The organism is Rhodococcus sp. P4_F5, assembly GCF_056401315.1.
On the sequence record NZ_JBFUJP010000077.1, the window covers coordinates 16,605 to 36,973 of the forward strand.

Consider the following 20,369-nt stretch of genomic DNA (forward strand, 5'->3'; position numbering starts at 1 on the left):
CATGATGCAATCTCATGCACGCGCAGTCACCCCGGCCGTCCCAGTCGCCTCAGCCCACGAAGGCGACCGCGTAGAACACCCAGCTCGTCACGGCGGTGAGGATCATGCCGACCGCCGCCACCGGGGCCCACCGCCGATGCCACGCGGAGTGCCCACCCGGCTGCGGCGGGTTGCCGAAGTTGCGCACCGCGCGGACGATCACCACCGGCCACAACAGCACCGAGAATACGGCGAACACCAGGTGGATCGCCAGGGCCGTCCACACCGCGCCGGACGCCTCGCCCCCGACCACGCCGGCCGCGCGCTCCTCCCAGCCGTTGAGGCGCACGTCCAACTCGAAGAGCACCACGGCCACCAGCAGTCCGAGGCCCAGCGGGATCTGCACCCGCCGATGCAGGCCGAACCGTCGCCGGACCTTCACCTGGTACACGCTCCACACCAGGACGACGGTCACCAGCGCCATGACGAGGACCATCAGGTCCATCATCAGAGAGGCCCTCGTACCGAAGAACCCGTCGATCCCGCTGAAGTCGTCCATCACAGAGCCCGTGCCTTTTCGTCGTCGGATGCCCGGCAGCACCGCCCTCGATGCCGCTCTCGCGCGTTGACGACGGTTTTACCGACACCGTGTCGGTAAAACCGTCACGCGGACGTTAACACGCTCCCGACGAGGAGCCGATCCGGGGTGCGGCGGGCGTCAGCCGCCGAACACGCTCTCGCGCACCACGTGCTTGGTCAACTTGCCGGACGGGTTGCGCGGCAACGACTCCACCAGCACCAGCTCCCGCGGGATCTTGTAGCGGGCGAGCTTGCCGGACAGGTACTCGCGCAGTTCCTCGAGCTCGAGGTCGCACCCCGCCGCCGGCACCACGACGGCGACCACGGTCTCGCCCCACTCGCGGTGCGGCCGGCCGATCACCRCCACGTCGAGGACGTCCTCGCGCGGCCGGATCGCCTCCTCCACCTCCTGCGAGTAGACGTTCTCGCCGCCGGTGATGATGATGTCCTTGGTGCGGTCGACGATGTACAGGTAGCCGTCCTCGTCCAGCCGGGCGACGTCGCCGGTCCGGTACCAGCGACCCTCGAACACCTCCGCGGTGGCCTCGTCGTTGTTCAGGTACCCGAGCATCCGGGTGTCCCCGCTGAGCCAGATCTCGCCGGTCTCCCCCGGCCCGGCGTCGACGCCGTCGGCGCGGACCACTCGCAGGTCGACCCCGGGCATGCCGCCGCGCCCGATCGACCCGGCCTTCGCGATCTGCTCGTGCGGGTACAGCGCGGTGCCGGTCGGACCCATCTCGCTCATGCCGTACACCTGGTAGAAGTCCTCGGACCGGTACGCCAGCTGCAGTTGCCGTGCGACCTCGGCGCCGATCGGGGCGCCGCCGTAGGTCCACCGCCGCATGGTCGAGAAGTCGTAGGCGGACAGGTCGATGCCGGCCGACCGGGCCACCTGCAGCGGCGCCAGGTAGGCGATCGGGGCGCCGAAGAAGGCGGTGATCTTCTCGGCGCCGATGATCTCGAGGAAGGGCAACGGCGCGTACTCGCGCATCAGGACGACCGTGCCGCCGAGGAACATGGTCGGGACGAACCAGACGTTGAGCGGGGCCGCGTGCCAGATCGGCATCGCGATCAGCACCCGCTCGTCGCGGTCGAGGTTGAGGGTGGTCGCGATGTACGGCGCGACGGTGGTGATCGAGCGATGGGTGTGCAGGCAGCCCTTGGGGGCGCTGGTGGTCCCCGAGGTGTAGAGCACCTGGGCGATGTCGGTCTCGTCCAGCTCGACGCCGTCCCACTCGTCGGCGACGTCGACGAGCGCGTCGAAGTCCCGTTCGACGTCCGACCCACCCTCGGTGAACAGCCAGTCGACCTGCGGCGCACCAGCTTCCACCACCGGTCGCAGCTCGGCCGACGCGACGCCCACCGTCGCCCCGCTGTGCCGCAGCAGGTACTCGACCTCCGGCGGCGCGAGCTTGTGGTTGACCGGCACGACCGCCGCACCGGCCCGCCAGGCGCCGAACGCGGCGATCACGAATCCGGGCGTGTTGAAGGTCATCACCGCAACACGGTCGCCGCGGCCGACGCCGCGGGCCCGGAATACCTCGGCGGCGCGCCGGGAGGCGGCCAGCAGTTCCCGGTAGGTGATGCGCTCGGCCCCGTACACCACCGCTTCCTTGTCGGGGAATTTCCGGCAGGTGCTCTCGAGCATCGTCGTCAGGTTCATGAGTTCTCCTTGGGACGTCCCGGGGTGTCTCCGGGTCGGGGATTGCCGTGTGCGCCGATTCGTTCTACAGTCAGCTCTCGTAAGGATTGAACCATGATTCATAGTTTCGGGAAAGGTGGTGCCCGATGGCGTACCGAGCGACCGACAAGACCCGGGCCGCGCAGGCACAGCGCCGCGAACTGCTGCTGGCCACCTCCGAGAAGCTGATCGCCGCCGGCGGGTTCGCGGCCGCACCGGTCAAGGCCATCRCCGACGCCTGCGGCATGAGCGTCGGGTCGGTGTACTCGCACTTCGCCGGTCGCGCCGACCTGCTGGCCGCCGTGTTCCGACGCGGCGCCGACCAGGAACTGGCCGAGGTCCGCAAGGCCGTCGAGGCATGCGAGAGCGCCACCGACCGACTGCAGGCCGTCGTCCGCACCTTCGCCTGGCGCGCCATCCGCGGCCGGCAGATGGCCTGGTCGCTGCTGTTCGAACCGGTCGACCCACGGGTCGACGAGGAACGCCTGATCTACCGCCGCTCCTACGTGGAGGTGACGACGGCGATCCTGCACGACGGCATCGCCTCCGGCGAGTTCCCCGCGCAGCACGTCGACATCGCCGCCGCCGCCCTGATCGGCGCCATCAGCGAGTCGCTCGCCGGCCGGCTGTCCCCGGTGCCGGCAGAGGCGACGGAGGCATCCTCCGACGCCGACATCGTCGACGCCATCCTCGGACTCTGCCTGCGCGCGGTCGGCGCCGAGCCGGTTTCAACCACGGCCACCCCTCCCGGCCACCCCGCCTGATCCACCCCGCCACCGAATCCCGAAGGGACGCACCATGACCAACGTCGTAGCGCAGGGACACCACACCCACGAGGTCTTCAACCAGGCGCCGCCGCGTGTGGACGTCAACGAGTACACCTCGAACATCCCGCTCGTCGAGGGCGTGCGCCGGTACGACGCGGACTGGGCGCAGTCGCACCTCACCGACGTCGGGGCGCTGGTCGGGACCGAAAGCTTCATCCACGACGCGGAACTCGCCAACACGGAGATCCCGCGCCTGCACAGCCACGACAAGCACGGCAACCGCATCGACGAGGTCGAGTACCACCCCGCGTACCACCGCATCATCTCGGCCGCCGTCGAGCACGGCGCACACACCAGCGCCTGGGCCGAGCCGCGCGCAGGCGCCAACGTGGCCCGCGCCGCGACGTTCATGATGTTCGCCCAGATCGAGCCCGGACACTCCTGCCCGGTCTCGATGACCCACTCGGTGGTGCCGGCGCTGGAACTGCAGCCCGAACTCGCGCAGGTGTGGCTGCCCCGGCTGTACGCACGCGGCTACGACGGCGCGCTGCGCGCCCCCGGCGACAAGCCCGGTGTGCTGTTCGGAATGGCGATGACCGAGAAGCAGGGCGGCTCGGACGTGCGCGCCAACACCACCACCGCGACCTCGATCGGCGGGCGCGACTACGTACTCAACGGCCACAAGTGGTTCTGCTCGGCGCCGATGTCCGACGGCTTCCTGATCCTGGCCCAGACCGTGCAGGACGGCGCCGAGGGGCTCTCCTGCTTCCTGGTGCCCCGTGTGCTCGAGAACGGCACCCGCAACGTGTTCCGGATCCAGCGGCTCAAGGACAAGCTCGGCAACAAGTCCAACGCCTCGTCCGAAATCGAACTCGACGGCACCGTCGGCCACCTGGTCGGCGAGCCCGGCCGCGGCGTGCGCACCATCATCGAGATGGTGGCCCGCACCCGGCTGGACTGCGTGTACGGCTCCACCGCCGGCATGCGTCAGTCCGTGGCCGAGGCGCTCTGGCACGTCCGCAACCGGGCCGCGTTCGGCGCCACGCTGATCGACCAGCCGGCGATGACCGCGGTCGCCGCGGACCTGGCGCTGGAGTCGGAGGCGGCGACGGCCACCTCGCTGCGGCTGGCCCGCGCCCACGACGACGACGCGTCGGAGTCCGAGAAGGCATTCCGCCGCCTGGCCACCGCGGTCAGCAAGTACTGGATCTGCAAGAGGGGTCCGCACCACGCCTACGAGGCACTCGAGTGCCTCGGCGGCAACGGCTACACCGAGGCGTTCCCGCTGGCGCGGCGCTACCGCGAGCAGCCGGTGATGGCCGTGTGGGAGGGCTCGGGCAACGTCATCGCGCTCGACGTGCTGCGCGCCATGACCCGCGAGCCGGAGTCGGTGCAGGCGTTCGACGCCGAGCTCGGGCTGGCCCGCGGCGCGTCGACGATCTTCGACGCCCACCACGACGCGATGCGACGCTCGCTCGCCGAACTGGCCACCCTGCCCCCCGCCCAGGCGCAGCTGCGGGCACGGGCCGTCGCCGCCTCGATGGCGCTGGGTCTGCAGGGTTCCCTGCTCCTGCGCACCGCCCCGACCGCGGTCGCAGAAGCCTTCCTCGCCGCCCGCCTCGGACCCGAGCGCGACCTCGAGTACGGCAGCCTGCCCGCCGGCACCGACTTCGCGACGATTCTCGACCGGCACTGAGCCGAGCGGTCCGGTCGGCGGGCTCCCCCGTCAGCCGGACCAGCCGGACCGGCGATCGAGGTCGGCGAAGGAATCCTTCGGCTTGCGCTGCCCGAAGTTCTCGTTGATCGACACGATGAATAGCATCGTGACGCCGATCAGCACCACCGCGATCGTGACGACCACGACGGCGTAAGCGAACGCGACAAGTATTTCCATCACAGCACCTCTCGGAGTGGACTGAGGGCTCACGCTACGCCCCGCGCGACGGCGCAGCGCGGTGTTCACCGCGTCCCGGTGGCGTTGACACGGCCCGAATCGCGGGCCTAGCGTCGATCGAGAGCCAGCTCTTCCCGCCCAGCTCTGGGGGTCGTCGATGCTTCGTGGTGCCGCAGTATGCCTGGCCTCGATCGGTGTGCTGGTTCTCGCCGGCTGCACCAGCTCGCCGAGCTCCGAGTCCACCTCGTCCTCGCCCCCGAGTGCGGCGTCCGGGAGTCCCGGCGCGCAGACTCCCCAACTCGCGCCGGTCTCGCTCGCTCCGATGCCGGTCGGCACCGCCATGCTCAGCTGGGACCCGGCGACGCAACTCGTCACCGCTCAGATCGACATGTACGGGTTCACGCCGAACAGCAGCCACGCGATGCACCTGCACCCCGGTACCTGCGCCGACCAGGGTCAGCCGCCGTCGGTGCCCCTGCCCGACATCGCCGCGGACGCGGCCGGCGCCGTCAACCAGACCGTGGTCAGTGCGCCCGTGCCGGACGGACTGCCCGCCGACTCGTACCTCAACATCCACCTGGCGCCGGCCGCCCAGCTGGGCGCTCCCACCGACGTCAGCTTCACCCCGGTCGCCTGTGCCGACCTGCCGGCCGGCACGCCCGCCCCCGGCCCGGTGTCCATGCAGGTCCAGGTCCCGCCGAAGAACGGGAAGACCCCGAGCGGCAGGACGGACCTCGCGTACGACGCGACCGCCCGCACCCTGCGCGTCCAGGTGACGGCCACCGGGCTGCCCCCGGACACCGGCCATGCCGTGCACATCCACTCCGGGTCCTGCCTTGCCCAGGGCGCGGTGATGTACCCACTGCCGGACCTGACCGCCGACGGCTCCGGCAACGCCTCCCTGACGACCACCGTCGACAACGTCGACTCGCCCCCGCCGGACACCGGCTGGTACGTCAACGTGCACCTGGGTCCGATGAGCCAGATCCTCGAAAACAACTCCCCCACACTGCTGTTCGCGCCGATCCTGTGTGGCGACGTCGCCGGGTAGGGGTCAGCTGTCCATCGACTTGCGGATCTCGTCCAGCTTGCTCCGGGCCGCCTTCTGCCGGTCTTCCCACTGTTCGTCGAGGCTGCGGCCCGCCGGGGTGCCCGCGTCGAGCTCCCGCGCGCCCATCGCACGGCCGGCGATCGACTCGATCTTCTCGCGCACGGCGTCGAAGGTCGGCACCCCGGCGTCGGTGTAGTCGGACGCGGGCACCGCGATCGGGGCGGCGGTCAGGGTTGCGGGCGGCGGAGCCTCGGACGCCCCGGCCTCAGATGCCGCGGGCTCGGAAGCCGCCGGCGCGGGCGTCTCCGCCGCCGGCGGGTCGGGCACGACCTCCGCGTCCAGCACCGGCAGCGGTTCCGCTGCGGGGTCCTTCGGGGATTCGCTCATCACGCCACACTCCTCTTCCGCGGGTTCCCCAACCCTATGCCGCCGAAAGAGATCGGCGGGCGAGCACGAGGTCTCCTGCTCCCCCCGCAGCTGGGCACCCACCGCGGCGGAGGCCGCGGCGACCGCGGCGTCGCGGACCGCGCTGGCCTCGTCCTCGGTGAGGGTGCGATCGGTGGCCCGCACCCGCAGCGCGAACGCCAGCGACTTGCGGCCCGCGCCGACCTGTTCGCCCTCGAACACGTCGAAGAGGCGGACGTCCTCGAGCAGCTCGCCGCCGCCGGCGCGCAGCGCCGACTCCACCGCGGCCGCGGGCACCGAGGTCTCGACCACCACCGCCACGTCCTGCAGCACTGCCGGGAACGGCGAGACCCGCGGCGCGGGCAGCACCTCGACGATCGGCAGCGCGGTGAGGTTCAGCTCCACGGCGCAGGTCCGCGCCGGCAGCCCGGCCCGCTCGAGCACCGCCGGGTGCAGCTCGCCGGCGTGACCGACCACCACCCCGTCGACCAACAGCTCGGCGCACCGGCCCGGATGCCACGGCAGGTACTGGGCGGCGCGCCGCTCGAGCACCACCCCGGCGGTGGCCGCGATCGTCTCCGCGGCCGCGAATGCGTCGGTGGCGTCGGCAACGCGGCCCGGGCCCCACGGTCCGCTCGGGTCGCGGTGCCCGGTCAGCACCGCAGCCACGTGCACAGGCTGGGCCGGCAGCGACCGCAGCAGATCCGCGATCTGGTCGTCGGTGGGCCGACGGTCCACCGGCAGCACCGCGACCGGCTTGGTGTCCGGACCGGGCTGGACCACCTGCGCGATGCCGAACAGCGCGAGGTCGCGCTGACCACGGGAAGTGTTGCGGGACAAGATCTCCAGCAGCCCCGGCAGCAGCGTGCTGGCCAGTTCGGGGCGGTCCGACTCGAGCGGGTTGAGCACCCGGCTGGTGTTGCGGCGCGGGTCGTCGGCGTCCAGACCCCAGGTGTCGAACACCCCGGTGGGCAGGAACACCGTCGGCAGCACCTCGGCGTAGCCGTCGAAGGCGAGCGCCTTGCCGACCGCGCGGCGGCGACGCTGCTCGGCGGTCAGTCCGCGGCCGGCCGGGGCCGCGGGCAGCACCGACGGGATCTGCTCGAGCCCCTCGAGTCGCAGCACCTCCTCGACCAGGTCCGCGGGGCCGGTGAGGTCCGGACGCCAGGAGGGCGGGCTGACGACGAGCTGGCCGTGGCCCGCGTCGCTGACGGCCACGTCCACGCCGCAGCCGACCTGGGTGAGGCGGCGCGCGGCGGTCCCGTTCGGGTACGCGACGCCCGCGACCCGGTCGGGCAGGTCGATGTCCATCCGGATGGCGTCCGCCGCCGGCACCGCGCCGACGTCGGTGAGCACCGGCTCGACCTGGCCGTCCGCGATCTCGGCGAGCAGCCCGGCGGCCCGGTCCAGTGCGGCGGCCGAGAGCGCGGGGTCCACCACACGCTCGTAGCGCTTGCTGGCCTCGCTGATCAGCTTGTGCCGGCGGGAGGTCTTGAACACCGCGAGCGGGCTCCAGATCGCGGCCTCGAGCAGCACGTCGGTGGTGTCCGCGCCGACCTCGGTGCTGGCGCCGCCCATGACGCCGGCCAGCGAGATCGCCCCGGTGTCGTCGCAGATCACCACGTCCTCCGCGTCGAGCGTCCGCTCCACGCCGTCGAGGGTGGTCAGCTTCTCGTCCGCCTCGGCCCGGCGGACCACGAGCGTGCCGTCGAGCTTGGCGGCGTCGAAGGCGTGCAGCGGGTGGCCCAGCTCGAGCATCACGTAGTTGGTGACGTCGACGGCCGGGGAGATCGGCCGGACACCGGAGAGCAGCAGTCGGCGCTGCATCCACCACGGGGTGACGGCCGACGGGTTCACACCGGTGACGCGGCGCAGCGCGAAGCGCGGCGAACCGGACTCCGGCTCCACCCGCAGCGGCCAGGCCTCGCCCGACGCCTCGTGCGGCACCAGCACCGCCGGGTCCGCGAACTCCAGGTCGAAGCCGCAGGCCAGCTCGCGGGTCAGCCCGCGCAGCGAGAAGCAGTAGCCGCGGTCGGGGGTGATGTTCAGTTCGATGATCGTGTCACCGAGGCCGAGCAGCTCGTTGGCGTCGGTGCCGGGCTCCGCGGTCCCGGGCTCGAGCACCAGGATGCCGGAGTGGTCCTTGCCGATGCCCAGCTCGGCGACCGAGCAGATCATGCCGTCCGACACCTGGCCGTAAGTCTTGCGAGCGGCGATCTTGAAGTCGCCGGGCAGCACGGCGCCGGGCAGGGCCGCGACGATCAGGTCGCCCTCGGCGAAGTTACGGGCGCCGCAGACGATTCCGCGGTCCTCGGCCTCGCCGACGTCCACCTGGCACATCCGGATCGGCTTCTTGAACTCGGTGAGTTCGGTGATCGAGGTGACCCGGCCGACCACCAGCGGCCCGGGCACCTTGTGCAGGACGTCGACCTCCTCGACCTCGAGGCCGACGCGGACGAAGCCGGCGTCCAACTCCTCGGCCGTCACCTCCCAGCCGGGGGTCGCCCGCTGCAGGATCTCGGTCAGCCACGATTGCGCTACTCGCACGTCTACTCAGCTCTCTCGTTCTCGTCGATCAGGCCTGGACACCGAAGGGCAGCGTGAATCGCACGTCGCCCTCGACGATGTCGCGCATGTCCGGGATGCCGTTGCGGAACTGCAGGGTGCGCTCGAGGCCCATGCCGAACGCGAAGCCCGAGTACTCCTCGGGGTCGATTCCGCTGGCGCGCAGCACCTTCGGGTTGACCATGCCGCAGCCGCCCCACTCCACCCAGCCGGCGCCGCCCTTCTTGCCGGGGAACCACACGTCCACCTCGGCGGACGGCTCGGTGAACGGGAAGTAGTTGGGCCGCATCCGGGTCCGGGTCTCGGGCCCGAACAGGGCCCGCGCGAAGGCGTCGAGGGTGCCACGCAGGTGCGCCATGGTCAGACCCTTGTCCACGGCCAGGCCCTCCACCTGGGAGAAGACCGGGGTGTGTGTGGCGTCGAGTTCGTCGGTCCGGAAGGTCCGCCCCGGGCACACCACGTAGATCGGCACCTCGCGCGAGAGCATCGTGCGGACCTGCACCGGGGAGGTGTGGGTGCGCAGCACCTGACGCGAGCCCTCGGGCGCGACGTGGAAGGTGTCCTGCATGGTGCGGGCCGGGTGGTCCGGCAGGAAGTTCAGCGCGTCGAAGTTGAAGTGCTCGGTCTCGACCTCGGGACCCTCCGCCACCTCCCAGCCCATCGCGACGAACACGTCCGAGACCTGCTCGGAGATGATCGTGATCGGGTGCCGGGCGCCCACCGGCCGGCGACCGGCCGGCAGCGTCACGTCGATCGCCTCCGCGACGAGGACGGCGGCGTCGCGCTCGGCCAGCAGCACCTCGCGGCGCGCGTCGTACGCGGCCGTGGCGCGGGTACGGGCGGCGTTGACGCGCTTGCCCGCGTCGGCCTTCTCCTTGCCGGGCAGCGCACCGAGCGCCCGCCGGACCAGCGAGAGCGGCGCCTTGTCGCCGAGGAACTCGATCTTGGCCTTGGCCAGGGCATCGAGATCCGCGGCCGCGGCGAACCCCTGCTCCGCCTGCGCGGCGGACGCGTCGAGCGCCGCCTCGGTGAGTGCGTCGGCGTCGATGGACGCTGAACTGTCGGGCTCGTTCTTTGCCACGGCTTGTGAATCTCCTCGTCGATGGTCAGTGCGTCGCGGGTTGCAACGATCCTAGGTTGCGGGCCCGACAGGTCGGTGCTGCACCCGGGCGCTGGCGTACAGGCAGATGGCGGCGGCGGTGGCCAGGTTGAGGCTCTCGGCGCGGCCACGGATGGGGATCCGGACGCGGTGGTCCGCGCGGGCCGCGATCGCCGGGTCGAGCCCGTGCGCCTCGTTGCCGAACAGCCACGCGGTCGGGCGGGCCAACAACTCGTCCGCCTCGTCGAGGTCCACCTCGCCGTCGGCGGCGGTCGCCAGGATCTGCACCCCGGCCGCTGCCACCCGTTCGAGCACGAGGTCCACGTCCCGCTCGCGGGCGACCGGCAGGTGGAACACGCTGCCCGCCGACGACCGCACGCACTTGCCGTTGTGCGGGTCGACGCTGTCGCCGGCCAGGATCGCGGCGTCCGCCCCGACCGCGTCCGCGACCCGGATCACGGTGCCCGCGTTGCCCGGCTCCGACACCGCCACCGGCACGGCCAGCAGCCGCGGACTCGACCCGAGGGCGACTTCCAGCGGCACGTCGAGCAGTCCGCACACCGCGACGAGCCCGGGCGGCGTGACGGTGTCGCTGAGCGCGCGGGCCGCGCGCTCGGTGATCGGCGAGGTGCGGACGCCCGCGGCCTCCGCGGCGGCCAACAGGTCGCCGTACCGGCTCGCCGCGTCCTCGGTGACGAACAGCTCCTGGACCCGCCCGGTGGCCAGCGCCTCGGTCACCGAGTTGGACCCCTCGGCGAGGAACCGGCCGGTCTTCCTGCGCTCGGCGCCGCGCAGCAGCTTGACAGCAGAAACGACCCGTGGCGTCCGCTCGGTGAACGGGTCCACGGGTCGTTCCTGGAACAACTTGCTCAGGCTGCGTCCCCGGCAGGGGCGTTCACGTCGGCCRGCAGTGCGGCCTTCGCGATGGCCACCAGGCCGGCAAACGCCTCGGCGTCGGAGACGGCCAGCTCGGCGAGGATCTTGCGGTCGACCTCGACACCCGCGGCACCCAGGCCCTGGATGAAGCGGTTGTAGGTCATGTCGTTCGCGCGGGCGGCAGCGTTGATACGCGTGATCCACAGCTTGCGGAAGTCACCCTTGCGCGCGCGGCGGTCCCGGTACGCGTAGCTGAGCGAGTGGAGCTGCTGCTCCTTGGCCTTGGTGTAGAGGCGCGAGCGCTGTCCACGGTAGCCCTTGGAGGCCTCGAGAATTGAACGACGCTTCTTCTGGGCGTTGACCGCCCTCTTTACGCGTGCCACTGGGAAATCCTGTCGATCTCGGGGCGCGACGCGCGCCCCTGGTTGGTCAAATAGTGCAGGTCAACGATCAGATGCCGAGCAGGCGCTTGATGCGGGGAACGTCCGCCTTGGCGACAACCGCAACACCGTCGAGGCGACGGGTCACCTTGCTGGCCTTGTGCTCGAGCAGGTGGCGACGGCCGGCCTTCTGGCGCAGGATCTTCCCGCTGCCGGACACCTTGAATCGCTTCGAGGTGCCGCTGTGGCTCTTCATCTTGGGCATGGAGTCCTCAGTTCTGTGTTCTTCGATACTGCGTACGGTCGTGCTGATCTGGTGGCCGGTGACGGCTAGCTTGCCGGCGTCTCCGGGGCAGAGCCCTCGGTCGGAGCCGGGGTGGGCTCCGCAGGCGCAGGTGCCGGTGCCGGTGCAGCCGGGGCCGGCGCCGAGGCGGGCCTCGGGACGACGACCGCGGGGGCCTGCGCGCTCTCCTGAGCCTTGACGCGGGTCTTCGCGCCCTTGTGCGGGGCGAGGACCATCGTCATGTTGCGGCCGTCCTGCTTGGCAGAGGTCTCGACGAAGCCGAGATCCGCGACATCCGCGCCCAGGCGCTGCAGCAGACGGAATCCCAGCTCGGGGCGGGACTGCTCACGTCCGCGGAACATGATCGTGACCTTGACCTTGGACCCGGCCTCGAGGAAGCGAACGACGTTGCGCTTCTTGGTCTCGTAGTCGTGGGCGTCGATCTTCGGCCGGAGCTTCTGCTCCTTGATCACGGTCAGCTGCTGGTTCTTGCGCGATTCGCGCGCCTTCTGCGCGTTCTCGTACTTGAACTTGCCGTAGTCCATGATCTTGCACACCGGCGGGCGGGCGTCCGGCGCCACCTCGACGAGGTCGAGATCGGCTTCGAGCGCCAAGCGGAGTGCATCTTCAACACGCACGATCCCGACCTGCTCACCGCCTGGTCCGACGAGTCGGACCTCGGGTACGCGGATGCGATCGTTGATGCGGGTCTCAGTGCTGATGGGGCCTCCTAGGTTGAGCGGCAGGTCGTCCTGACCGCCGGCAGCCCGTAGCCCGTTTCCCCAACAAAAGAACCCCGCGACGGTGAACATTCACCATGCGGGGTCCGATGCCGACCGATACGATGTCGACGCGACCACGTCGCGACACATCCCCTCAAMAAAGAGGGAGCCGGCCCTCGGATGACCTCGGAGCATCAACTGCTCGTCCATGCATCACCAGAACCGGCGACCGGGACCGTCTACCAGCGGTTTTGATGCGCCGAGAAACGGTGGGAGTCGGACTCCACTTGCTGCCCCCAACATCGTCGGGGGCGGTCGTGTATGGAAGTCTAGCAGGCATGACAGAGGATGCCCACACGGACGACGTTCGAGAGCTCGCCGACGTTCCGGCGGTCGAGGTCATCAGCCGCGCCGCAGTGATGTTGATGAGTTCCGCCGCAGAGAAGCTCGGGCTCGGCGACCCCAACCCCGACGAGAGTGACCACCTCGACCTGGACGAGGCCCGCCGGGTGATCACCGCCCTCGCGGGCCTGGTCACCGCGTCGGTGGAGTACCTGGGCCCGCATGCCGGCCCGATCCGCGAGGGGCTGCAGGCCCTGCAGCGCGCGTTCCGCGAGGCGTCGTCGCACCCGGACGAGCCGGGCAAGGGCCCGGGCGAGAAGTACACCGGACCGGTCAACTGACTCGGAACCGTCCCGTGGCCGCGGCGGCCCGACCGCCGCGGCCCGGGTGCCGACGCCACGGCGTCCGGCCATACTGACCCGATGGCGACCAAGACCGGCCCGACCGATGCCAGCGTCGACGAGTTCCTCGGCGCGCTCACCGACCCGGCCAAGCGCGTGGACAGTGAACGACTGGTCGAGCTGATGCGAGCCGCCACCGGCGAACCGCCGGTGCTGTGGGGCTCGAGCATCGTCGGCTTCGGCAGCAGGCACTACCGCTACGCGAGCGGACACGAGGGCGACACCGCGCTGATCGGGTTCTCCCCCCGGGCCGCGGCGCTGACCCTGTACCTGTCGCTCGACCACGACGAGTTCGCCGCGACGTTCGACCGACTCGGCAAACACAAGCTCGGCAAGAGCTGCCTGTACGTCAAGCGCCTCGCCGACGTCGACGAGACCGTCCTCGGCGCGCTGATCGAGGCGTCGGTCGCCGCGGCCCGCGCGTTGGAGTCGCAGCCCTGAACCGGCCGAACCCCACCCTGGAGATGCGTCGCCGGGAATCCTGAAGCAGGCTGGAGACGTGCCTGTACACATTCTTCTGGTTCCCGGATTCTGGCTCGGCGCCTGGGCGTGGGACGACGTCGCTGCCGAACTGACCCGCCTCGGCGACGACTGCACCGCGCTGACGCTGCCCGGACTCGACTCCCCCGACACCGACCGCTCGTCGATCAGCCTCGCCGACCACGCCCGGGCGATCGTCGCGGCCGCCCACACCACCGCCGACGAACACGCCACCGTCCTGGTGGCACACAGCGGTGCCTGCGCTGCGGCGTACGCCGCCACCGACCTGGACCCGGGCCTGTTCGCCCGGGTCGTCTACGTCGACAGCGGGCCGGTCGCCGACGGACATGCGCTGCTCGGCGACCTCCCCCGGTCGACGACGGAGATACCGCTCCCCGACTGGGCGGGCCTCGAGGCCGAGGGCAACAGTCTCGAGGGCCTCGACGACGACGCGCTGGCCCGGTTCCGCCGGCGCGCGGTGCCGCAACCGGCCGGCCCCGCCCGCGATCGCATGCAGTTGACGGACCCGGCACGGCTGCGGATTCCCACCACGGTGATCAGCAGCAGCTTCCCGGCCGAGGCGGTCGCGCAGTTGGCGGCGTCGGGTCATCCGATGGCCGCCGAGCTGACGAAGCTACCCGCCGACTACGTCGACCTGCCGACCGGCCACTGGCCGATGTGGTCGCGCCCCGTCGAGCTCGCTGCCGCGATCCATTCCGCGGCTGCTCGCTGAGCTGTCGCGCCGGAAACACCGCCGCCCGCAGGCATGTGAGGCACATCACTGTTGCGGGCTCGAGATCAATTCGTGATTCCTGGACGCTCGACTCGCGCGCTCGTGTACAAAGGTCCCGACTGCAGTGATTGGCAACACACCGGATCCGGCCACCTGCGATGCAGCAAGGGCGGGCGGTCTCGGCGGGGGTCGCACTGCAATCGGGGGATCAACATCCTGCCGGGGCCGCCCGCGGCCCCGGTTTGCCAGAACACTCGACACAAGGAGATTCACATGCCTGCACCCGGCGACATCGACAGCCTGTTCGGCAGCCTCGCGAACATCGTCAACTCACTGCTCAGCGGCGGCTCCTCGATGGGCGACCTCGGCGACGGCGGAACCACCGGCGCCTGATCTCAGCGCGAGCAACGAGGAGGGCCGGGTCGCACCAGCGACCCGGCCCTCCTTTGCGCTGCCGTCGCAGCGTGCGGTCGTCGGGCCTGTCCGGATGCCACCACCCGGCACACCCGCCTCACGTCAGACGGCAGCGGCGGCCTTACGAGGCGCCCGCTTGCGCTTGGCCGTCCCACTGACGACCGCCTTCGGTTCGGCGACTGACTGGGCCAGCACCTCACGCAGGAACCGACCGGTGTAGCTCTCCGGCACCGCCGCAATCACCTCCGGCGTGCCCTCCGCGACGACGGTGCCGCCGCCGGACCCGCCCTCCGGGCCCATGTCGATGATCCAGTCCGAGGTCTTGATGACGTCGAGGTTGTGCTCGATCACGATCACCGTGTTGCCCTTGTCCACCAGCCCGTTGACCACACCGAGCAGCTTGCGGATGTCCTCGAAGTGCAGACCCGTCGTCGGCTCGTCGAGCACGTAGACCGTCCGGCCCGTCGACCGCTTCTGCAGCTCCGCCGCCAGCTTGACGCGCTGAGCCTCGCCGCCGGACAGCGTCGGCGCCGGCTGGCCCAGCCGCACGTAGCCGAGGCCCACCTCGACCAGGGTCTTGAGGTAGCGGTGGATGGAGGTGATCGCCTCGAAGAAGCCGGCGGCCTCCTCGATCGACATGTCCAACACCTCGGCGATGGTCTTGCCCTTGTAGTGCACCTCGAGGGTCTCCCGGTTGTACCGGGCGCCGTGGCACACCTCGCACGGGACGTACACGTCGGGCAGGAAGTTCATCTCGATCTTGAGGGTGCCGTCGCCGGAGCAGGCCTCGCACCGGCCGCCCTTGACGTTGAACGAGAACCGTCCCGGCTGGTAGCCGCGCACCTTGGCCTCGGTCGTCGCCGCGAACAGGGTGCGGATCTTGTCGAACACCCCGGTGTACGTGGCGGCGTTGGACCGCGGCGTGCGACCGATCGGCGACTGGTCCACCTGCACCAGCTTGTCGAGCTGGTCGAGCCCGTTGATCCGGGTGTGCCGGCCGGGCACCTGACGCGCCCCGTTCAGCTTGTTCGCCATCACCGTCGCGAGGATGTCGTTGACCAGCGTGGACTTGCCGGAACCGGACACACCGGTGACCGAGGTGAGCACACCCAGCGGGAAGCTCACGTCGATGCCGGCGAGGTTGTTCTCCTTGGCCCCGACCACGGTGACCTGGCGCTTCTTGTCCACCGTCCGGCGAACCGCCGGGACGGGAATCGACGCGCGGCCGGACAGGTAGGCCCCCGTCAGGGACTCCTCGCAGGTGAGCAGTTCCTGGTAGGGGCCGCTGTGGACCACCTTGCCGCCGTGCTCACCGGCGAGCGGACCGATGTCCACCACCCAGTCGGAGGTACGGATGGTGTCCTCGTCGTGCTCGACGACGATGAGGGTGTTGCCCAGGTCGCGCAGCCGGGTCAGCGTCTCGATGAGCCGCCGGTTGTCGCGCTGGTGCAGCCCGATGGACGGCTCGTCGAGCACGTACAGGACGCCGACGAGGCCGGACCCGATCTGGGTGGCCAGCCGGATCCGCTGCGCCTCGCCGCCGGAGAGCGTGCCGGCCGCCCGGGAGAGCGAGAGGTACTCGAGGCCGACGTCGAGCAGGAAGCCGAGCCGGGCCTGCACCTCCTTGAGCACCTGACCCGCGATCGCCTCCTCGCGGCTGCCGAGGGTCAGGCTGTTCAGGAACCGGGCGCAGTCCGCGATGGACAGCTCTGCCACCTCGGCGATCGACTTCTTGCCGTGCGTGCCGGCCGAGATCGTCACCGAGAGGATCTCGGGGCGCAGGCGGGCGCCGTTGCAGGCCGGGCAGGGCACGTCGCGCATGTACCCGTCGTAGCGTTCCTTCATCTGCTCCGACTCGGTCTGCTCGAGCCGACGGTGCAGGAACGGCATGACGCCCTCGAACTCGGCGTAGTAGGAGCGGGTGCGCCCGTACCGGTTCTTGTACTTGACGTGGACCTGGTCGGCGCTGCCCTCGAGCACCGCCTTGCGCACCTTGGCCGGCAGCTTCTGCCAGGGCGTCGCCATGTCGAAGCCCATGATGTCGGCGAGGCCGGAGAGGAGGCGGCCGAAGTACTCGGCGGTCTGCCCCATCGACCAGGGGGCGATGGCGCCGTCCGCGAGGCTCAGCTCCGGGTCCGGCACCACCAGGTCGGGGTCGACCTCCTTGCGGATCCCGAGTCCGGTGCACTCCGGGCAGGCGCCGTACGGCGAGTTGAACGAGAACGCCCGCGGCTCGAGGTCGTCGATGGACAGGGCGTGCCCGTTGGGGCAGGCCAGCGACTCGGAGAAGCGGCGCTCCCGGTCGGCCGCGGACTCCTCCCGGTCGACGAAGTCGAGGACCACGATGCCGTCGGCGAGCCGCAGCGCGGTCTCCACCGAGTCGGTGAGGCGCTGCTTCGAACTCGCCTTCACCGTCAGCCGGTCGATCACGACCTCAATGTCGTGCTTCTCCTGCTTCTTCAGCGTCGGGGGGTCGGTGAGCTGGTGGACCACCCCGTCCACCCGCACCCGGGCGTAGCCCTGGGAGTTGAGCTGCTCGAACAGGTCGACGAACTCGCCCTTGCGGGTGCGCACCACGGGCGCGAGCACCTGGAAACGGGTGCCCTCCTCCATCGCGAGGACCTGGTCGACGATCTGCTGCGGGCTCTGCTTCGCGATCTGCTCGCCGCAGACCGGGCAGTGCGGCGTGCCGGCGCGGGCGTAGAGCAGACGCAGGTAGTCGTACACCTCGGTGATGGTGCCGACGGTCGAGCGCGGATTGCGGTTGGTCGACTTCTGGTCGATGGACACCGCGGGCGAGAGTCCCTCGATGAAGTCGACGTCGGGCTTGTCCATCTGGCCGAGGAACTGGCGCGCGTAGGCCGAGAGGGACTCGACGTAGCGGCGCTGGCCCTCGGCGAAGATGGTGTCGAACGCGAGCGAGGACTTTCCTGAACCGGACAACCCGGTGAAGACGATGAGGCTGTCCCGCGGCAGATCGATGTCGATGCCCCGCAGGTTGTGCTCACGCGCTCCGCGCACGATCAGGCGGTCCGCCACTGATTGTCCCTTCTCGGCTGTTCTCGGGGAAACGTCCCCGGACGCAGCACATGGTATGTCGGGGCTCCGACACGTTCGGTGGACACGACTGCGTCCAACCCGTCACGAGCCCCCATTCGACGGTAGCGTCCCAGTAATGGACGGGCAGCAGATGACAATCGACGACCACTACACCGGCGAGCTGAAGCAGGGGTCCGCCCCGCAACGCCGCACCATTGCCGGCGCCACGATCACCAAGATCTCGGTCGGCCCGATGGACAACAACTCCTACCTGGTGGTGTGTTCCGAGACGGGCAAGTCCCTGCTCATCGACGCGGCGAACGAGGCCGACCGGCTGGCGCTGCTGCTGGAGGCGGGCGCGCCGACGTTGGCGTCGATCGTCACCACCCACCAGCACCCCGACCACTGGCTGGCACTCGCGGACGTGGTCAAGCTCACCGGTGTGCCGACGCTCGCGCACCCGCTCGACGCCGAGAAGCTGCCGGTCACCCCGGACCGCACGGTCACCGACGGCGACCTCGTCGAGGTGGGCCGGCTCACGCTGGAGGTCATCCACCTGGCCGGCCACACCCCGGGCTCGATCGCGCTCGCGCTGACCGACCCCGCGTCCGGGCAGGTGCACCTGTTCACCGGCGACTCCCTGTTCCCGGGCGGCGTCGGCAAGACCGCCGACCCGGAACAGTTCGCGTCCCTGCTGCGCGACGTGACCACGAAGCTGTTCGAACGCTTCCCCGACGACACCGCGGTCTACCCGGGTCACGGCAAGGACACCACGCTCGGCGCCGAGCGGCCCTTCCTCGCAGAGTGGCAGGAGCGCGGCTGGTGACTTCTCGCGAGGAATGACGACAGATCCGGCCTGCTGTCGCGGTGAGCGCCGCCCGACGTCCAGCGCCGGCCGCGCCCCCGCGCCAGGGACTGCCACCGTCGCCAGGCCCGCTCGGGGCAAGGGCTGAACGTATGCCTGCCCCGAGCGAGCCAGTCCTCACACCCGCGTCGCCGAACGCGGCTGATGACCATCAGGACTTCCCCCGTTACCGTTTAGGCGGTCCCGAGCTGCGGGGCCGCGGTCGCCAAGTTCGGTATGACTTCTTGCCCCTGTCGCTCAAATGATCCGGGGGGTGGTGTCGCCGGACCTGGTGGCGTCGATGGACCGCTGATAGGGACAAGGGCCACCGGATCTGAGGTAGGTCTCCTCGTAACGTGGGTGTCGGGTATCGATGCTGGATCGGCGACCGGATCGGCCGGACGAAGGACTGCTGAATGGACACGAGTTACGCCGTGTTTTGCGGCATCGACGTGGGCAAAGGCGAACACCACGCCGTCGGACTGGATCCCTCCGGGACCCGACTGTTCGACAAGGCACTGCCGAACGACGAGACCAAGCTGAGGGCTGTGTTCGACAACTTGGCCACCCGCGGCCCAGTGTTGGTGATCGTCGATCAGCCGAACACGATCGGCGCTCTGCCGGTCAGCGTCGCCCGTGCCTGCGGTCACGACGTGGCCTACCTGCCGGGGCTGTCGATGCGTCGCATCGCCGACCTCTACCCCGGACAGGCCAAGACCGACGCGCGGGACGCGTTCATCATTGCCGACACAGCCCGGACGATGCCCCACACGCTGCGCCGGGTGGACACCGACGACGAGGCACTTGCCGAACTCGGGGTTCTCGTCGGATTCGACGACGACCTCGCCGGCGAAGGCACCCGCATCAGCAACCGCATCCGCGGGCTGCTCACCGGAATCCATCCCGCCCTCGAACGGGTCCTCGGTCCTCGAGTGGCGCATCCGGCAGTGCTGGAGATCCTGTCGCGGTGCGGCGGACCCATCGGGATCCGGCAGGCCGGTAGGCGCCGGCTCACCACCCTCGCGGTCAAACATGCACCCCGCATGGGTGCCCGGCTGGCCGCGGAGATCCTCACCGCCCTTGACGGGCAGACGGTGACCGTGCCCGGCAGCAACGCAGCCGAGATTGTCCTGCCCAAGCTCGCAGACTCGTTGAAACAGATTCTGCTGCAACGACAGAGCGTCGCCGAGGATGTCGAGAGGATGCTCGATGACCACCCTCTTTCCCAGGTCCTGATGTCGATGCCCGGTGTCGGCGTCAGGACCGCAGCGCGCATCCTGCTCGAGGTCGGCGACGGTTCGGCGTTCGCGTCCTCCGGGCATCTCGCCGCCTACGCCGGGATCGCGCCGGTCACGCACCGGTCCGGTTCCTCGATCCGCGGCGAACACCCCGCACGTTCGGGCAACCGGAAACTCAAACGCGCGATGTTCCTGTCCGCGTTCGCGGCCCTGCACGACCCGACCAGCCGCGCCTACTACGACCGCAAACGCGCCGAAGGTAAGAAACACAACGCCGCCCTGATCTGCCTCGCCCGACGACGCTGCGACGTCCTGCACGCCATGCTCAAGAGCAAGACCCTCTACCGGCCACCAGTCGCAGAAGCGGCGTGACCACAGCGGCAGGCTGCTAACGCACTCGTTTCGTCAGGTGGACCAGCGCATAGCCACCCGGAGTCGGAGTGCGGTGCGTTTCCTGATATCCGAATCGGGAGTAAAGCCGCAGATTTCCGAGACTGTGCTCACCCGTGAACAACTGCAGATCGGCGACCTGCTCAGGTAGTCGCTCTTCCACCAACTCGAGCAGGCGACCGCCCCGGCCCCGGCCCTGCATGTCCG

At 70.2% G+C, this 20,369-nt stretch carries 18 protein-coding genes and 1 pseudogene; 8 read left to right on the top strand and 11 right to left on the bottom strand.

Features of this window, described 5'->3' with window-relative positions:
• Positions 1–49: 49 nt before the first annotated feature.
• Together AC1DU4_RS22295 and AC1DU4_RS22300 are read right to left on the bottom strand one after the other, a co-directional pair.
• Entirely contained in the window at positions 50–538 is a 489-nt protein-coding gene (locus tag AC1DU4_RS22295) for a DUF420 domain-containing protein (protein WP_477843561.1), read from the bottom strand.
• Between the two features lie 159 nt (positions 539–697).
• Entirely contained in the window at positions 698–2,221 is a 1,524-nt protein-coding gene (locus AC1DU4_RS22300; RefSeq protein WP_477843563.1) for a class I adenylate-forming enzyme family protein, read from the bottom strand.
• 125 nt (positions 2,222–2,346) lie between these two features.
• On the opposite strand from AC1DU4_RS22300, the gene AC1DU4_RS22305 reads away from it, so the two are divergent.
• The gene (locus AC1DU4_RS22305; protein ID WP_477843565.1) at positions 2,347–3,003 is read left to right on the top strand and encodes a TetR/AcrR family transcriptional regulator; all 657 of its coding nucleotides are present in this window, start codon (positions 2,347–2,349) and stop codon (positions 3,001–3,003) included.
• Positions 3,004–3,037: 34 nt separating this feature from the next.
• Positions 3,038–4,702, top strand: a complete 1,665-nt coding sequence (locus AC1DU4_RS22310) for an acyl-CoA dehydrogenase family protein (RefSeq protein WP_477843567.1) — start codon at positions 3,038–3,040, stop codon at positions 4,700–4,702.
• Between the two features lie 30 nt (positions 4,703–4,732).
• Here the strand turns inward: AC1DU4_RS22310 and AC1DU4_RS22315 are convergent, their stop codons facing one another.
• Positions 4,733–4,900 carry a hypothetical protein gene (locus AC1DU4_RS22315; RefSeq protein WP_477843569.1) on the bottom strand — a complete coding sequence of 56 codons (168 nt, stop codon included), beginning with the start codon at positions 4,898–4,900 and terminating at the stop codon, positions 4,733–4,735.
• A gap of 157 nt (positions 4,901–5,057) precedes the next feature.
• Between AC1DU4_RS22315 and AC1DU4_RS22320 the strand changes: the two genes are divergently transcribed.
• Entirely contained in the window at positions 5,058–5,951 is an 894-nt protein-coding gene (locus AC1DU4_RS22320; RefSeq protein ID WP_477843570.1) for a CHRD domain-containing protein, read from the top strand.
• Between the two features lie 471 nt (positions 5,952–6,422).
• On the opposite strand, the pseudogene pheT reads toward AC1DU4_RS22320, so the two are convergent.
• The 6 genes and pseudogenes from pheT to infC form a co-directional block, all read right to left on the bottom strand.
• Positions 6,423–8,903 (bottom strand): annotated as a pseudogene (pheT, locus tag AC1DU4_RS22325) (phenylalanine--tRNA ligase subunit beta); the annotation flags it as partial.
• Between the two features lie 28 nt (positions 8,904–8,931).
• The gene (gene pheS / locus AC1DU4_RS22330; RefSeq protein ID WP_477843572.1) at positions 8,932–10,002 is read right to left on the bottom strand and encodes a phenylalanine--tRNA ligase subunit alpha; all 1,071 of its coding nucleotides are present in this window, start codon (positions 10,000–10,002) and stop codon (positions 8,932–8,934) included.
• A 51-nt stretch (positions 10,003–10,053) separates the two neighbouring features.
• Positions 10,054–10,866, bottom strand: coding sequence for a TrmH family RNA methyltransferase (locus AC1DU4_RS22335; RefSeq protein WP_477843574.1), 813 nt, complete (start codon positions 10,864–10,866; stop codon positions 10,054–10,056).
• A gap of 23 nt (positions 10,867–10,889) precedes the next feature.
• Positions 10,890–11,279, bottom strand: coding sequence for a 50S ribosomal protein L20 (gene rplT, locus AC1DU4_RS22340; RefSeq protein WP_477843576.1), 390 nt, complete (start codon positions 11,277–11,279; stop codon positions 10,890–10,892).
• 67 nt (positions 11,280–11,346) lie between these two features.
• A complete protein-coding gene (gene rpmI, locus AC1DU4_RS22345) occupies positions 11,347–11,541 on the bottom strand; it encodes a 50S ribosomal protein L35 (RefSeq protein ID WP_072845585.1) in 195 nt (64 codons plus the stop codon).
• Positions 11,542–11,606: 65 nt separating this feature from the next.
• Positions 11,607–12,281, bottom strand: coding sequence for a translation initiation factor IF-3 (gene infC / locus AC1DU4_RS22350; protein WP_477843587.1), 675 nt, complete (start codon positions 12,279–12,281; stop codon positions 11,607–11,609).
• Between the two features lie 338 nt (positions 12,282–12,619).
• On the opposite strand from infC, the gene AC1DU4_RS22355 reads away from it, so the two are divergent.
• The 3 genes from AC1DU4_RS22355 (at position 12,620) to AC1DU4_RS22365 (ending at position 14,237) form a co-directional block, all read left to right on the top strand.
• On the top strand, positions 12,620–12,964 hold the full coding sequence (locus AC1DU4_RS22355) for a DUF1844 domain-containing protein (RefSeq protein ID WP_072845587.1): 345 nt from the start codon (positions 12,620–12,622) through the stop codon (positions 12,962–12,964).
• 81 nt (positions 12,965–13,045) lie between these two features.
• Positions 13,046–13,465 (top strand): DUF1801 domain-containing protein, encoded by a 420-nt coding sequence (locus tag AC1DU4_RS22360; protein WP_477843579.1) that lies wholly within the window; start codon positions 13,046–13,048, stop codon positions 13,463–13,465.
• Positions 13,466–13,523: 58 nt separating this feature from the next.
• A complete protein-coding gene (locus tag AC1DU4_RS22365; RefSeq protein WP_072845589.1) occupies positions 13,524–14,237 on the top strand; it encodes an alpha/beta fold hydrolase in 714 nt (237 codons plus the stop codon).
• A 516-nt stretch (positions 14,238–14,753) separates the two neighbouring features.
• Here the strand turns inward: AC1DU4_RS22365 and uvrA are convergent.
• Positions 14,754–17,690 (bottom strand): excinuclease ABC subunit UvrA, encoded by a 2,937-nt coding sequence (gene uvrA, locus AC1DU4_RS22370; protein WP_477843581.1) that lies wholly within the window; start codon positions 17,688–17,690, stop codon positions 14,754–14,756.
• Positions 17,691–17,826: 136 nt separating this feature from the next.
• Here uvrA and AC1DU4_RS22375 point away from each other — a divergent pair, with 136 nt between their 5' ends.
• On the top strand, positions 17,827–18,516 hold the full coding sequence (locus AC1DU4_RS22375) for an MBL fold metallo-hydrolase (protein ID WP_072845591.1): 690 nt from the start codon (positions 17,827–17,829) through the stop codon (positions 18,514–18,516).
• A gap of 434 nt (positions 18,517–18,950) precedes the next feature.
• Positions 18,951–20,144 (top strand): IS110 family RNA-guided transposase, encoded by a 1,194-nt coding sequence (locus AC1DU4_RS22380; RefSeq protein ID WP_477843583.1) that lies wholly within the window; start codon positions 18,951–18,953, stop codon positions 20,142–20,144.
• A gap of 16 nt (positions 20,145–20,160) precedes the next feature.
• On the opposite strand, the gene AC1DU4_RS22385 is transcribed toward AC1DU4_RS22380, so the two are convergent.
• Positions 20,161–20,369, bottom strand: a 209-nt coding sequence (locus tag AC1DU4_RS22385) for a GNAT family N-acetyltransferase (protein WP_477843585.1), incomplete at its 5' end; no start/stop codon positions are given.

Coding starts and splice junctions, on each gene's coding strand:
- AC1DU4_RS22295 (WP_477843561.1), bottom strand. CDS start 538: ATGGACGACTTCAGCGGGATCGACGGGTTCTTCGGTACGAGGGCCTCT.
- AC1DU4_RS22310 (WP_477843567.1), top strand. CDS start 3,038: ATGACCAACGTCGTAGCGCAGGGACACCACACCCACGAGGTCTTCAAC.
- AC1DU4_RS22315 (WP_477843569.1), bottom strand. CDS start 4,900: ATGGAAATACTTGTCGCGTTCGCTTACGCCGTCGTGGTCGTCACGATC.
- AC1DU4_RS22320 (WP_477843570.1), top strand. CDS start 5,058: ATGCTTCGTGGTGCCGCAGTATGCCTGGCCTCGATCGGTGTGCTGGTT.
- rpmI (WP_072845585.1), bottom strand. CDS start 11,541: ATGCCCAAGATGAAGAGCCACAGCGGCACCTCGAAGCGATTCAAGGTG.
- AC1DU4_RS22355 (WP_072845587.1), top strand. CDS start 12,620: ATGACAGAGGATGCCCACACGGACGACGTTCGAGAGCTCGCCGACGTT.
- AC1DU4_RS22360 (WP_477843579.1), top strand. CDS start 13,046: ATGGCGACCAAGACCGGCCCGACCGATGCCAGCGTCGACGAGTTCCTC.
- AC1DU4_RS22375 (WP_072845591.1), top strand. CDS start 17,827: ATGGACGGGCAGCAGATGACAATCGACGACCACTACACCGGCGAGCTG.
- AC1DU4_RS22380 (WP_477843583.1), top strand. CDS start 18,951: ATGGACACGAGTTACGCCGTGTTTTGCGGCATCGACGTGGGCAAAGGC.